Raw genomic sequence first — 13592 nt, 5'->3', positions numbered from 1 at the left:
GGTTCGCTAGGCGGCCTTGCGGCGTCGCTGACCGATGACCGATTCGTAATGCCCGAGCAGTTCCTCGCAGACGGCGGGCCAGGTGCGGGCGAGCACGCTGCGCCGGGCGGCGGCCGAGTACCGGGCCCGTTCGGCGACCAGATGGTCCACGGCGCCCGAGAGCCGGGCCTCGAACTCGCCGACCCCCAGCAGCAGGCCGGTGTGCATCGGGGTGACCAGATCCCGCGGTCCGCCGGCATCGGGGGCGATCACCGGCAGACCCGAGGCCATCGCCTCCTGGACGGCCTGGCAGAACGTCTCGTGTTCGCCCGGGTGCACGAAGACGTCCATGCTGGCGTAGGCCGCAGCCAGCTCCGGCCCGCGCAACTCGCCGGTGAAAACTGCTGCGGGCATCAAGGATTCGAGCTTGATCCGGTCGACACCGGCACCGACGACCACAACCTGCAGGTCATCGCGAGCGGCCAGGGTGGCCAACCGCTCCACGTGCTTCTCGGGGGCGAGCCTGCCGACAAAACCGATGACCGGCTTGCCGTCCGGTGACCACCTGGCCCGCAGCGACTCATCGCGCGCCGACGGGACGAAGCCGGTGATATCGACCCCGCGCCCCCACTTGTGTAGACGCGGAACACCATGGGCGGCAAGATTTTCCATTGCCGATGTGGACGGCGCCAGAGTACGGTCGGCCTTGCTGTGCAGCCGGCGGGTCCATGCCCAGGACACCCGCGACAGGACGCCGACGCCGTAGCTCTCGGCGAAACCCGCCACATCGGTCTGGAAGACCGCCACCGCAGGGACACCGAGGTGCCGGGCCGCATGCACACCGCCCCAGCCGAGCAGCGCCGGCGACGCCAGATGCACCACATCGGGATCGAAACCACGCAGTACGCCGACGATCCGCGGCATGGGCACCCCGAGCGGCAGCGAGGTCACCTTCGGGAACATGTGCGAGGGCACCCGGTGCACCCGGACCCCGTCGTGCACGCGATCGGCGGGCGGCTGGCCGCGCGGGGTGTCCGGCGCGATGACCAGAACCTCGTGACCCGAGCGCCGGAGGTGCTCGATCACTCGGAGCACCGAGTTGGTGACGCCGTTGACGTTCGGAAGGAAGGATTCGGCAACGATTGCAACGCGCACGTGAGGACTGTGGCACCGCAGGTTGACAGCACGGTTGCGGGCGGGCATATGGCGTGCGAACACCACGCCAGCGGTACGGTGGCCTCGTGCACCGAATGTTGGCCTTGCTCACCGGTTTGACGCTGCTGACCGCGGTGGGCTGCACAAACCAGATCCAAGGCAGCGCCCAGTCCGACCCCGTCAAGCCGTTGACCCAGGTGAGCGAGGACGGCTTCGGCATTCACGCCGGATTCGACGACGCGCCGGTGCAGATCGAAATCTTCGCCGAACCGCAGTGCACGCACTGCGCGGACCTGCAACACGATGCCGGGGAATCCATCCGGCGCCACATCGCCGCCGGTCGGCTGGCCGTCACCTACCGTCCGATGACGTTCCTGGAGATGTCGGACCACCACTACTCCGAACGGGTCAGCAACGCGCTGTTCGTGGCGGCCGAGGACGGCCGCACACCCGCGGTGGCATTCCAGAAGTTCGTCGAGGAACTGTGGGCCGACCAGGACCCGTCCGGCAAGGGACCGACCGATGACGAGTTGGCCGAGAAGGCCCGCGCCGCCGGGATACCCGACGAACTGGCGCAACGCATCGCCGACGGTGACGCCGCGGTGGACGCCGCCGAGATGGACGAGACGAACTACGAGTTCCTCTACCTGGTGGACCCGGTCGACACCGGAACACCGACGGTGTATGACCTGGTGAACGACGAGAAGGTCGACATCTACGACGAGGACTGGCTGGCCAAGCTGATGGCGTCTTCCTGATCTGCGCCGGCCTCGTCCTCGATCCGCCGGGCGATCACCGCCACCACCAGCAGTGCCGACCCGGCGATCAGCCAGCCCAGTACCGCGATCGACCCGGCCGGGATGATGGCCAGCGCCGCGTTGCGGTGCTGTACCCGCACCAGATCGGGATCCGTGCGGTCGTACTCCACGTAGATCCGCATCCCGGTGTCCAGTTCCGAGGGATAGAGCACACCGAGTTCCGGCCGGTAGGTGACCCGGTCCGGGGTGACGAACTCGATGGTCGAACGCCGCGGGCCGGCGTCGAGCACCTCGGCGGCCGCCACGCCCATATCGGCCTCGATCCGGCGGTCGTTCTCCCAGGCGCCGAGCACCAGCAGCACCGACTGGAACGTCACCAGGCACGCCCCCAGGATGATGCCGACCCGCACCCGGCGGATGACCCGTTGCGGCCTGGTCTCGGTGCCGTCTCCGAACATTCGCGGGACCCGCAGCCACCGGTCTTTCAGCGTGGTGAACAGTTGCACTAGAGCGCCGCCCGGATGGACGCATGCAGCGCACGAAGCGATGACCGGTCGGCCTTCACCTCCAGCACCCGCATGCCGTCGAAGGGTTGGCGCAGCGCGTCGGCCAGGCCGTCCACCTCGATCTGCTGGTTGTCCACGTGATAAGCCCGGCACAGCGCCGCGATGTCCACATCGTGGGGGGTGCCGAAGATGCGCGAGGACACATCGGAAAACCGCGGGTCGCCCTGCTCCAGCAATTCGAAGATGCCCCCGCCGTTGTCGTTGGACACCACGATGGTGAGATTGCGCGGCCTCGGCTCGGTGGGCCCGATCAGCAGCCCAGAGCTGTCGTGCACGAAGGTCAGGTCACCGATCAGCGCCACGGTGCCCCCACCGTCGGAGCGTTCATGGGCCAGGGCGGCGCCGATCGCGGTCGACACGGTGCCGTCGATACCGGCGACGCCGCGGTTGGACCGCACCTTGACCCCCGGAGCGCGCAGGCCGACCAGGGCGATATCGCGCACCGGGTTGGAGGCGCCCAGCACCAACTGGTCCCCGTCACGCAGGCCGGCAACCACCGCCGCCGCGACGTGCAGGCCGGTGGTGTGCGGGTGCACGTCGAGCTGGGTGCGCACGGCAGCGCAGGTGCGCTCGTTGAGCGCGGCGCAGCGCTGCAGCCACGCCGGATCCGGCGTGCCGGAGGTCACCGCCCGGGTGCCGGTGGCCTGCGAGTTGCCGGACACATCGGGCCAGCGCGGCCCGGTGGTCAACGCGAACACCGGCACCGAGGAGTCCGCCAGCAGCGTGGACACCGTGCGGTGCAGGGTCGGGCGCCCGGCCATGATGACCTGCTTCGGGTGCAGCAGCGACAGCGCCAGCGGGTGCAGCGGGTTGACCGCAGCCGGCGCCGTCGGCTCGGAGACGGTGGGCAGTCCGGCCAGGTTGGGATGTGCGCCCGCACCGTGGCCGGCGATGACGACGGTGTCCGGGGTGAGGTCGATGTCCAACGGCTGGTCGAAGCTGACCGGCGGGGTGTAGGTCCAGGACCGCCCGCCGGGACGGCCATCCGGCGTCTCACCGTCACTGTCGGCGTCCGGGACCAGCGGCTCGCGCAGCGGGATGTCGAACTGCACAGGCCCCGCATTGGCGGTACGAGATCCCTTGGCCGCCACCAATACCCGGCAGGTCGCCGAGCGCCACTGCGCGTTGGCCGCGGCAAGATCGCGGTCCTCGGCCAGTCCGAGGCTGATGCTCTCGCGCACCTGACCGCCGAAGTAGCCGAGCTGTTCCATGGTCTGGTTCGCCCCGGTGCCCAGCAACTCGTAGGGCCGGTTCGCGCTCAGCACGATCAGCGGCACCCGCGCATAGTTGGCCTCGACCACGGCCGGACCCAAGTTGGCCACCGCGGTACCCGAGGTCATCGCGATGGGCACCGGAGCCTGCCCGGACACCGCCAGCCCGATGGCCAGGAAACCGGCGGTGCGTTCGTCGATGCGCACGTGCAGACGGATGCGGCCGGCCCGGTCCGCGTCGTGCAGCGCAAAGGCCAGGGGCGCGTTGCGCGACCCGGGACACAGCACCACGTCGCGGACGCCGCCGCGGATCAGTTCGTCGACGACGACGCGGGCCTGGGTCGTCGAGGGGTTCACTCCGACAGCCTAGAGCTTGGCTTCAGCAAAGAATTCCAGGATCGCCTCGTTGACCGCGTCGGGGTGCTCGATGAAGCCCAGGTGACCGGCATCCGGGATCTCCAGGTAGCGCCCACCCGGGATGGACTCGGCCACCTCGCGGCTCAGGTGCGGGGCCATCAGCACGTCGTCGCCGAAACCGATGACCAGCACCGGTGCCTTGATGTGCGCGTAGGCGGGCAGCCGGTTGCCTTCCGGGGCCACCGCGAGCTGGCTGCGCAGGCCCGGGGTGTATTTCGTGGGCCACATGGTGAACATCTCGGCCCAGTCCCGCACCGAACGGTCGTCGTTCAAGGTCTTCGGGGAGAAGTTCTCCATCAGCCGGATCTTCGCGTCGTAGCTGGGTGGCAGCGTGATGTTCGCGTCGTGGAACTCGCGTTCGGCCTTGCCGAAGAAGTCCCGCGCACCGTCGTGGCGGCCCCGGGTCGCCATCAGCACGGCCTGGCTGACCAGCTCGGGCCGCGACACCATCAGCTCCTGGGCGATGAACGAGCCCATCGACACCCCGACCACCCGGACCGGGCCGCCGACCACCTTCTCGATCAGGGATGCGGTATCGGCCACCACCTGCTCGGTGGTGAAGCCGCTGGCGTTCTCGGTGGCCCCGACACCGCGATTGTCGAACGTGATCACGCGGTAGCCGGCCCGCTGGAAGGCCGGGACCTGATGCAGGTGCCAGGTGCGGCCGGCGCCCCCGCGGCCGGCGATGAAGAGCACCGGTGCGCCGGTGCCGCCCTTGTCGACGTAAGCCAGATTCACCCGCTCGAGCCTACGTGCGGGTGCGGACCTTGCGGATCGCCTGGTCCCACAACAGCTGGGTGGTGGCCTTGAGCTGGGTGGGCTTGAGCAACTCCTTCGACATCAGCGCGGTCGCACTCGCCTTGGTCGCCGCCGACGCCTTCGACATGTGGCCGGAGTCGAACGGCGGCTGCGGGTCGTACTCCATCGACAGCTGAATGGCCTTCGCGCGATCGTCACCGGCAATCCGGCCCGCCAGCCACAAGCCGAGATCGATACCGGCCGACACCCCGGCGCAGGTCATGATGGTGTTCTGGGCCGAGCCGTCGGCGGCGACGATCCGCTCATCGCTGACCGGTTCCACCCCGAACGCCTTCAGCAGCGGCACCGCGGCCCAGTGCGAGGTCGCACGTTTGCCCCTGAGCAGACCGGCCGCCGCCAGGATCACCGAACCCGAGCACACCGACGTCGTCCACGTCGCCGTTCGGTGAGCCTGCCGGACCCATTCCAGGACCCTCTCGTCGCGGGCGTGCTCCATCGTGGTGAACCCACCGGGCACCAGCACGACATCGGGCGCGGGCGTCTCGTCGAACGAGTGCGTGGCGCCGACGACCAGCACACCCGAGTCGGCGGCAATCGGTCCCGGCTCATGCCACACGAACCGAACCTCTGCGTCGGGCAGCCAACGCAGCGACTCGTAGGGGCCGATGAAGTCCAGGGCGGTGAATCCCGGGTACAGCACGATGGCGATTTGCATGATCTCTCCTTCAGGCGAACGTTTTGCGGTAGTGGTCGGGTGATACGCCGATGCGTCGAACGAAGTTGCGCCGCATGGTTTCTGCGGTGCCGAAGCCGCACCGCGCGGCGATGGCGGTGACGGTGTCGTCGGTTTCCTCCAGAAGGCGACGGGCGGCCTCGGTGCGGATCCGTTCGACATAGCTGCCGGGGGCCTCACCGACCTCGTCGGTGAACACCCGGGTGAAGTGCCGCGGGCTCATCGCCGCCCGGCGGGCGAGCGCGCCGATGCTGTGCGCGCCCCCGGGTTCGGTCTCGATGAATTCCTGAACCTCGCGGATCGGTGCCCGCTTGGCCCGCGGCGCCCACACCGGCGCGGCGAACTGGGTCTGCCCGCCGGGGCGGCGCAGGTAGAGCACCATCCAGCGGGCCACCGTCTGCGCGACCTCGGTGCCGTAGTCGTCCTCCACCAGCGCCAGCGCCAGGTCGATGCCCGCGGTGACACCGGCCGCCGTCCACACCGTGTCCGAGCTGCGCACGAAGATGGGATCGGGATCGACTGAGACAGAAGGGAATTCGGTGGCCATCCGGTCCGCGAAGGCCCAGTGCGTGGTGGCCCGACACCCGTCGAGCAGACCGGCCTCGGCCACCAGGAAGGCGCCGGTGCACACGCTGACGACCCGCCGGGCGGTGTCGGCGGCGCGGCGGATCCAGTCCAGGACATCGGGGTCGGCACGCAGATCGTCGATCCCGGCGCCGCCGGGCACCAGCACGGTGTCGACGGGGTGCTGCGGCAGTGGTTGCGCGACGATCTGCAGACCGTTCCAGGTGCTGGCGGGGCGGCCGTCCGGGGAAGCGATGATGAGGTCGTAGCCGTCGTCGTGGCGGCCCTGACCGGCCAGGGCCATGGTCGCGCCGGTGAACACCTCGAACGGACCGACCAGATCGAGTGCCTGCACCCCCGGGTAGCCGAGCAGCACCACTGATCGCTTCACGTCTCCCATGGTGATCGTGATTTCCGATGGCGTCTACGCCGGGCACCCCACAGATCAGGACAGGCGGGTCACGCCGCTACCGGCATATGAACGGGTAGCAGTCGCGGATCCGGTCGATCCACCACTGGCGACGGTCCGCAGGCGCGGCCAGCGCGTCCAACCGGGCCGGGTCCGGCATCACCGGTCCGACCGGCAGCTCGCCGGCCACCGGCGCCACCGCATCAGTGACGTCCTCGACGAACAACCCACCGGTACCCAGCCCGCAGGCGTACGGCAACTCGGGCAGGCAGGCCGCGGCCAGCAGCCCGCGGGACATGCCGACCGCGCTGTCCAAGGCACTCGACACCACCACCGGTATGCCGATGCGGGCGGCAATGCTCAGCAGCGGGTGCACCCCGCCCAGTGGCGCGACCTTCACCACCGCGATATCGGCGGCTCCCAGCGCGACCACCCGAAAGGGGTCGGCCGCCTTGCGGATCGATTCGTCCGCCGCGATCGGGATATCGATCTGGCGTCGCAGTTCCGCGAGCTCTTCGACTGTGGCACAGGGCTGTTCGAGATACTCCAACTCCCCCAGCGCACCCGCCGCGGCCACCGCCTCGGCAACACTCCAGCCGCCGTTGGCGTCGACGCGCACCTTCGGCACCGCCGCACGCACCGCCTCGACGCGCGCGACGTCCTCGGCCAGCGTCTGCCCGGCCTCGGCGACCTTCACCTTCGCGGTCTGCGCCCCCGGGAAACGGGCCAGCACCTCGGGTACCCGCTCCGGTTCGACGGCGGGAACGGTGGCGTTGACCGGGATGCGATCACGCAGCGGTGCCGGTGGCTCCCGGTAGGCGGCCTCGACGGCCGAGGCCAACCAGTGCGCCGCCTCGGGCGGCTCGTACTCACCGAAGGCCCCGAACTCGCCCCAGCCCGCCGGGCCGTCGAACAGCGCCATCTCGCGCACGGTGATACCGCGGAACCGCACCCGCATGGGCAGCGCGACGACGTGCAGACGATCCAGCAGGTCGCTGCACGGCGGGCACTCAGATGGTGGCGCGATCGCGACCCTCCCAATGCGGTTGCCTCAGGTCCTTCTTCATGATCTTGCCGGTGGGGTTGCGCGGCAGGGCATCGATGATATCGACGGTCTTCGGGCACTTGTAGGCGGCCAGATGCTGACGGGCCCAGGCGATCAGCTCGGCCTCGGCCACACCGTCACCCTCGAGCGCCACCACGGCCTTGACCGCCTCACCCCACTTCTCGTCGGGCACACCGAACACCGCGACCTCGACGACCGCCGGATGCTCGGCCAGGATCCGCTCGACCTCGATCGAGTAGACGTTCTCGCCACCGGTGATGATCATGTCCTTGATCCGGTCCTCGACGAACAGGTAACCGTCGGGGTCCAGCCGGCCGATGTCACCGGTGCGGAACCAGCCGTCCTCGGTGATCGACTCGGCGGTGGCTTCCGGCTTGTTCAGGTATCCCTTCATCAACTGCGGTGTCCGGAACCAGATTTCACCCTGGGTACCGGCCGGCGCGTCCTGCAGGCTGTCGGGGTCCACGATGCGCACCTCGACACCCTGGATCGGGGTGCCCGCACTCACCATGCGCTCCTCGTTGCCGCCACGATGATCTTCGGGGCCCAGCCGGGTGGCCACACCGCACACCTCCGTCAGCCCGTACACCTGGATGAAATCGGTGTCCGGCCACGCCTTGAGTGCCTCCCGCAGCAGCGGCAACGGCATCGGCGACGCCCCATAGGCGAAGGTCTTCAGCGCGCCGAAGAGTTTGACCGCATCGGGCCCGGCCTCCAACACCTTGGCCAGCACCGCGGGCACCAGGAAGGTCCGGTTGGCGCCGGCCAGGATGCCGCCGGCCAGCGCGGCCCCGTCGACATCGCGGGTCATGTAACTCGGAGCGCCGTTGTGCAGGCCGAACTGCATATAGGAGGTGCCACCCACATGGAACAGCGGCATCGCCACCAGGTTCTTGTCGCCCTCGTTGAACGGCCAGTCGTCGAACGCATTCACGGTGTGGGCGATGAGGTTGGCGTGGCTGAGCGCCACCCCCTTGGGCCGGCCGGTGGTACCCGAGGAATACATCACCACGACCGTGTCGGCGGGATCCACCTCGGGTGAGCGGTCCACCGGGGTCGCCGCGGCGAGCAGCGCCTCGTATTCGTCATCACCCTCGGGTTTGACCTCGATGACATCGGTGACCGCCGGCAACCGGTCGCGGATCGCGGTCACCGCCGGCAGCAGTTCCTCCCCGACGAACAGCACCTTGGCCCCGGAATCGTTGAGCACATAGTCGATCTCATCGGCGGCCAGCCGGAAGTTCACGATGGCGGTCGCCGCACCCAGCGAGGCCGCGCCCAGCGTCACCTCCACACACGCCGGGTGATTCTTGTCCAGGAAGGCGACGACATCACCGCGGCCGACGCCGCGGGCGGTCAGCGCGCCCGCGACCCGGCGGATCCGGTCGTCGAACTGCGACCACGTCCAGGTCCGACTCAGATAGGTGATCGCCTCGTCGTCGGGTTTGGTGGCCGCCCAGTGGGCGACGCGCTCGTCGAGGAACCGTGGGGCGGTCAGTTCAGACATGTCCGACAGCCTGCCACGACGCGAACCCCCTCAGGCCGGTTTCGGATGAACCTGCCGACCCGCCATATAGGTGGCCTCGACCTGCAGATCGGCGATCTCCTCGGGGTCCACGGTGCGCGGATCAGCCGACAGCACAACGAGATCGGCGTACTTGCCGACCTCGATCGAGCCGATGCGGTCATCGGCGAACAACTGGTATGCGGCGTCGAGCGTCTGCGCCCGGATGGCCTGATCCACCGTGAGGCGCTCCTGTGGCGCGAGCACGCGGCCGCTGGGGGTGCGCCGCGTCGCGGCCACGCTGATATTGCGCAGCGGCTCCTCGGGCGTGACGGGCGGATCGTTGTGCAGCGAGATGCGCATCCCGGTCGCCACCGCCGACCCGCACGGCATCCACCGCTCGCCGCGCGCTGGACCGAAGAGTCCGTCGACGATGACGTCACCCCAGTAGTGCAGTTGGTCGACGAACAGGCTGCAGGTCACCCCGAGCGCGTGGGCACGGGCCAGCTGGGCATCGGTGATGGCGCCGACGTGCTCCAACCGCAGCCGGTGGTCGTCGCGGGGGTGCGCGCGCAGCGCCTCCTCGTAGACATCCAGGATGGTGTCCACCCCGTTGTCGCCGTGCACGTGACAGGCGAGCTGCCAGCCCTGCGGGTAGAAGGTCCCGACGATCTCGGTGAGCTGCTCGCGGGTGTAGTTGGCGTGCCCACAGGAGCCGGGAACCACCCCGATGGTGCGGGTGGCATCGGTGTCCAGGTACGGAAAACTCAGGTCGATGTTGCCGACCCATGGTGACCCGTCCACCCAGATCTTGATCCCGATCTGGCGCACCACATCGTCCCCGTCGAAGGGGCTGGCGTCGGTGTGCAATTCGGCGGTCGACATCTCGTAGGTGCGCAGTCGGACCGTCAGCCGGTCATGCAGGGCCTCCAGCATCGGCCGGAACATCGGGTCGAACGCCATCTCCGAGCAGGTGGTCAGGCCGGCCCGGTTGAGCCGATCGCACTCGGCCATCAGCATCGCCGGGTACTCGGCCACCGAGATGGCGCCGCCGATCAGCGGGAACACCGCGGCGGATTCCTCGGCCGTGCCGTCCAGGTCCCCGTTGGCATCGCGGCCGAAGCGGGCACCCTTGGGATCCGGGGTGTCCCGGGTGATCCCCGCGACCCCGGCCGCCGCCGAGTTGAAGAAGGCCTTGTGTCCGGAGTTGTGGATGATCACCAGCGGGGTGTCTGCGACACCGTTCAACCAGTCCAGGGTGGGCTCCGGTAATCCGTTCTGCAGCAGCGGGTCCCAGCCGTTCAGGTAGGCGCCGTCGGCACCGCGGCGAGCCACCTCCGCGTGCACCGCCGCGACCACGTCATCGGCCGAGGGCAGCGTCACCGGCCGGATGTCCACCATCCGGTCCGACAGGGCCACCGCCTCCATCAGTGGATGGCCGTGCGCCTCAACGAAACCGGGCAGCACGCACCCCTCGCCCACCGAGACCACGGTGGTGTCCGGCCCGATCCAGTTCGCCACCTCGTCCTCGGGCAGGTCCACCGCCACGATCCGTCCGTGCGAGACGGCCAGATTCCGCGCGGTCGGCAAGGCGTCGTCGACGGTGAGGATGGTCCCGGTGAGGATCAGATCGGCCGGTTGCGCTGCGCTGGTCATGGCGCAAAGGCTAGTTCGCTGCCGACGGCCGGGGTACGCGATGAGAAAAGTTCGCGGCGCATGTCGATTCTGTGTGGGTTCCGTTCGACGTATCCATGAGGGCACGATCGACGTGCCCCTTCCCGAATAGAAGGAGACACCGAGATGTCGCGCTACATGCTCATCATGCGAGTTGCCGATGCCACCGCCGCCGAGGCCGCCATGGCCGGGGTCGACTTCGACGAGATCATCGCGTCGATGGGCCGCTACAACGAGGAACTCATCAAGGCCGGCGTGATGCTGGCCGGCGAGGGACTCACCGAACCCGAGGAGGGTTTCGTCGTCGACTTCGACTCCGATCCGCCGGTGGTGACCGATGGCCCGTACGCCGAGATCAAGGAGCTGTTCAACGGGTTCTGGATCATCGAGACCTCGTCAGTCGAGGAGGCCAAGCAGTGGGCCCGCAAGTGCCCGCTCGGCCCGGGCGTGAAGCTCGAGGTGCGCCGGGTCAGCGAGATCGAGGAGTTCGCCGCCGACAACCCGTGGATCCAGAAGGAGATCCAGTGGAAGGCGGATCTGGCCGAGAAGGTCGCGAAGGCGGCGCGCGAGGCCGCCGACCGCTGATCAGGACGTGGCGCGGATCCGCACGGGTCCGCGCCACGGCTCGTCCGGGTCGAGCACCGTGCCCTTCTGACTGATCTCCACCTCACCGCGGCGGGCCAGCTCACGCGCCTGTTCGCGGGCATCGTCCATCAGGTCACGCCACTGCGGCCCACCCACCGCGCGGGCCGCATCCGACGGGCAGATCGTCTTCTCCGGTCCGCGTTCGCGGGCCAGCCGCAGGATCGCGGCGCGCAGGTCGTGGTTCACCTCGACCAGTCAAGCCGAATCGGGCGGGCCTTGCCAGCAATTCTGTAACACGTTCTAATCTGTTGCTATGAGTGACGAGCAGCTCCGCCATTTCCTGCACTCCGGCCACCTCACCGTCGGCGCGCTGAAGCGCCACAAGGACCGCCCCGTGCTGTTTCTCGGGGACACCACGCTGACCGGCGGCGAGCTCGCCGACCGCATCAGCCAGTACATTCAGGCCTTCGAGGCGCTCGGCGCGGGTACCGGAGCGGCCGTCGGCCTGCTCTCCCTGAACCGGCCCGAGGTGCTGATGATCATCGGCGCCGGCCAGACCCAGGGTTTCCGGCGCACCGCACTACACCCTCTCGGCTCACTCGATGATCACGCCTATGTGCTCTCCGATGCCGGGGTCACCTCGCTGATCATCGATCCCAACCCGATGTTCGTCGAGCGCGCGCTGGGACTGCTGGAGAAGGTGCCCTCGCTCAAGCAGGTCCTGACCATCGGACCGGTGCCGTCCGAGCTCGCCGATGTTGCCACGGATCTCAGCGCCGAGGCCGCCAAATACGCGCCGCAGCCGCTGGTCGCCGCCGACCTGCCCGCCGATCACATCGGCGGGCTGACCTACACCGGCGGCACCACCGGCAAACCCAAGGGCGTCATCGGCACGACCCAGTCGATCACCACCATGACGACGGTGCAGCTGGCCGAATGGGAGTGGCCGGAGAACCCCCGGTTCCTGATGTGCACGCCGCTGTCGCACGCCGGCGCCGCGTTCTTCACCCCGGTCATCGTCAAGGGCGGCGAGCTGATCGTGCTCACCAAGTTCGACCCGGCCGAGGTGCTGCGGGTCATCGAGGAGCAGAAGATCACCGCGACCATGCTGGTGCCCTCGATGATCTATGCGCTGATGGACCATCCCGACAGCCACACTCGCGACCTGTCCTCACTGGAGACGGTGTACTACGGCGCCTCGGCGATGAACCCGGTGCGCCTCAAAGAGGCGATCCGGCGGTTCGGGCCGATTTTCGCCCAGTACTACGGGCAGTCCGAGGCGCCGATGGTCATCACCTACCTGTCCAAGAAGGACCACGACGAGAAGCGGCTGACCTCCTGCGGGCGGCCCACCCTGTTCGCGAAGGTGGCGCTGCTGGGCGAGGACGGCCAACCGGTGCCCCAGGGTGAGGTCGGCGAGATCTGTGTGGCCGGCCCGCTGCTGTCCGGCGGCTACTGGAACCTGCCCGAGGCCACCGCCGACACGTTCTCCGGCGGCTGGATGCACACCGGCGACCTGGCCCGCGAGGACGAGGACGGCTTCTACTTCATCGTCGACCGCACCAAGGACATGATCGTCACCGGCGGCTTCAACGTCTTTCCCCGTGAGGTCGAAGATGTTGTGGCCGAACACCCTTCGGTCGCCCAGGTGTGTGTCATCGGCACCCCCGACGAGAAGTGGGGCGAGGCGGTCACGGCCGTGGTGGTACTGCGGCCCGACGCCGACACCGCCGAGGCGGCGGTCGCGACCATGATCGCCGAGATCCAGGCCTCGGTGAAGGAACGCAAGGGGTCGGTGCAGGTGCCCAAGCAGGTTGTCGTCGTCGACTCGGTGCCGATCACCGCGCTGGGCAAGCCCGACAAGAAGGCCGTGCGCGCACAGTTCTGGGAGGGCGCGGGACGTTCGGTGGGTTAGCGGGCGAGGAACGGGGGTACAGGAGCGCTGACCCCGTAGCTTCGCCCAGATAGGACCGCCCCGATGGACGACCGCACCGCCGTCGCCGCAGCACCCGCCCGCACGTCCGAGGCCCTGAGCACCTGGGCGCTGTTCCTGAGCATGATCGCCATCGTCGGTTTCGCGATGTCCGTCGGCACCTTCGGGTTCGACAACATCGGCCTGTCGATGGGCGCCGGTCTGCTCTCGCTGACCAGCTTCGTGGCCAGCATGTTCTTCTTCCACGCCGACGCGCAGGACGCACCCGACGCCTGACGG

Annotated in this window: 14 protein-coding genes; 4 read left to right on the top strand and 10 right to left on the bottom strand. The window is 68.8% G+C overall.

Going from position 1 to position 13592, the window contains the following annotated elements:
* Nucleotides 1–6: 6 nt before the first annotated feature.
* A complete protein-coding gene (locus C6A86_RS03955; RefSeq protein ID WP_105365615.1) occupies nt 7–1134 on the bottom strand; it encodes a glycosyltransferase family 1 protein in 1128 nt (375 codons plus the stop codon).
* 95 nt (nt 1135–1229) lie between these two features.
* On the opposite strand from C6A86_RS03955, the gene C6A86_RS03950 reads away from it, so the two are divergent.
* On the top strand, nt 1230–1892 hold the full coding sequence (locus tag C6A86_RS03950; RefSeq protein WP_105365595.1) for a thioredoxin domain-containing protein: 663 nt from the start codon (nt 1230–1232) through the stop codon (nt 1890–1892).
* Here C6A86_RS03950 and C6A86_RS03945 read toward each other — a convergent pair.
* The 8 genes from C6A86_RS03945 to C6A86_RS03910 form a co-directional block, all read right to left on the bottom strand.
* Nucleotides 1850–2350, bottom strand: a complete 501-nt coding sequence (locus C6A86_RS03945) for a DUF3592 domain-containing protein (protein ID WP_105365616.1) — start codon at nt 2348–2350, stop codon at nt 1850–1852. The genes C6A86_RS03950 and C6A86_RS03945 overlap by 43 nt on opposite strands.
* Nucleotides 2351–2397: 47 nt before the next feature.
* Nucleotides 2398–4026 carry a 2-succinyl-5-enolpyruvyl-6-hydroxy-3-cyclohexene-1-carboxylic-acid synthase gene (gene menD / locus C6A86_RS03940; RefSeq protein ID WP_105365596.1) on the bottom strand — a complete coding sequence of 543 codons (1629 nt, stop codon included), beginning with the start codon at nt 4024–4026 and terminating at the stop codon, nt 2398–2400.
* A 9-nt stretch (nt 4027–4035) separates the two neighbouring features.
* Nucleotides 4036–4824 (bottom strand): alpha/beta fold hydrolase, encoded by a 789-nt coding sequence (locus C6A86_RS03935; protein ID WP_105365597.1) that lies wholly within the window; start codon nt 4822–4824, stop codon nt 4036–4038.
* Nucleotides 4825–4834: 10 nt separating this feature from the next.
* Nucleotides 4835–5560, bottom strand: coding sequence for a DJ-1/PfpI family protein (locus C6A86_RS03930; RefSeq protein WP_105365598.1), 726 nt, complete (start codon nt 5558–5560; stop codon nt 4835–4837).
* Nucleotides 5561–5570: 10 nt separating this feature from the next.
* Complete coding sequence (locus C6A86_RS03925; RefSeq protein ID WP_233213195.1) at nt 5571–6533, bottom strand: GlxA family transcriptional regulator; 963 nt, start codon at nt 6531–6533, stop codon at nt 5571–5573.
* A 76-nt stretch (nt 6534–6609) separates the two neighbouring features.
* On the bottom strand, nt 6610–7509 hold the full coding sequence (locus C6A86_RS03920) for an o-succinylbenzoate synthase (RefSeq protein ID WP_233213196.1): 900 nt from the start codon (nt 7507–7509) through the stop codon (nt 6610–6612).
* A gap of 52 nt (nt 7510–7561) precedes the next feature.
* Nucleotides 7562–9124 (bottom strand): long-chain-fatty-acid--CoA ligase, encoded by a 1563-nt coding sequence (locus C6A86_RS03915; protein ID WP_105365601.1) that lies wholly within the window; start codon nt 9122–9124, stop codon nt 7562–7564.
* A 30-nt stretch (nt 9125–9154) separates the two neighbouring features.
* The gene (locus tag C6A86_RS03910) at nt 9155–10777 is read right to left on the bottom strand and encodes an amidohydrolase (protein WP_105365602.1); all 1623 of its coding nucleotides are present in this window, start codon (nt 10775–10777) and stop codon (nt 9155–9157) included.
* A 144-nt stretch (nt 10778–10921) separates the two neighbouring features.
* On the opposite strand from C6A86_RS03910, the gene C6A86_RS03905 reads away from it, so the two are divergent.
* A complete protein-coding gene (locus C6A86_RS03905; protein WP_105365603.1) occupies nt 10922–11380 on the top strand; it encodes a YciI family protein in 459 nt (152 codons plus the stop codon).
* On the opposite strand, the gene C6A86_RS03900 is transcribed toward C6A86_RS03905, so the two are convergent.
* The gene (locus tag C6A86_RS03900) at nt 11381–11626 is read right to left on the bottom strand and encodes a DUF3253 domain-containing protein (protein WP_105365604.1); all 246 of its coding nucleotides are present in this window, start codon (nt 11624–11626) and stop codon (nt 11381–11383) included.
* A gap of 67 nt (nt 11627–11693) precedes the next feature.
* On the opposite strand from C6A86_RS03900, the gene fadD8 reads away from it, so the two are divergent.
* Both fadD8 and C6A86_RS03890 read left to right on the top strand, forming a co-directional pair.
* Nucleotides 11694–13295, top strand: coding sequence for a fatty-acid--CoA ligase FadD8 (fadD8, locus tag C6A86_RS03895; RefSeq protein WP_105365605.1), 1602 nt, complete (start codon nt 11694–11696; stop codon nt 13293–13295).
* A 63-nt stretch (nt 13296–13358) separates the two neighbouring features.
* A complete protein-coding gene (locus C6A86_RS03890) occupies nt 13359–13589 on the top strand; it encodes a hypothetical protein (protein WP_105365606.1) in 231 nt (76 codons plus the stop codon).
* The last annotated feature ends 3 nt before the right edge of the window (nt 13590–13592 follow it).

This window comes from Mycobacterium sp. ITM-2016-00316, assembly GCF_002968335.2.
Lineage (GTDB): Bacteria > Actinomycetota > Actinomycetes > Mycobacteriales > Mycobacteriaceae > Mycobacterium.
Note: the sequence above shows the minus strand (reverse complement) of the source record. Positions and strands in the feature narration are given on the sequence as shown.

Coding starts and splice junctions, on each gene's coding strand:
- C6A86_RS03910 (WP_105365602.1), bottom strand. CDS start 10,777: ATGACCAGCGCAGCGCAACCGGCCGATCTGATCCTCACCGGGACCATC.
- C6A86_RS03930 (WP_105365598.1), bottom strand. CDS start 5,560: ATGCAAATCGCCATCGTGCTGTACCCGGGATTCACCGCCCTGGACTTC.
- C6A86_RS03890 (WP_105365606.1), top strand. CDS start 13,359: ATGGACGACCGCACCGCCGTCGCCGCAGCACCCGCCCGCACGTCCGAG.
- C6A86_RS03920 (WP_233213196.1), bottom strand. CDS start 7,509: ATGCGGGTGCGGTTCCGCGGTATCACCGTGCGCGAGATGGCGCTGTTC.
- C6A86_RS03950 (WP_105365595.1), top strand. CDS start 1,230: ATGTTGGCCTTGCTCACCGGTTTGACGCTGCTGACCGCGGTGGGCTGC.
- C6A86_RS03915 (WP_105365601.1), bottom strand. CDS start 9,124: ATGTCTGAACTGACCGCCCCACGGTTCCTCGACGAGCGCGTCGCCCAC.
- C6A86_RS03905 (WP_105365603.1), top strand. CDS start 10,922: ATGTCGCGCTACATGCTCATCATGCGAGTTGCCGATGCCACCGCCGCC.
- C6A86_RS03945 (WP_105365616.1), bottom strand. CDS start 2,350: ATGTTCGGAGACGGCACCGAGACCAGGCCGCAACGGGTCATCCGCCGG.
- fadD8 (WP_105365605.1), top strand. CDS start 11,694: ATGAGTGACGAGCAGCTCCGCCATTTCCTGCACTCCGGCCACCTCACC.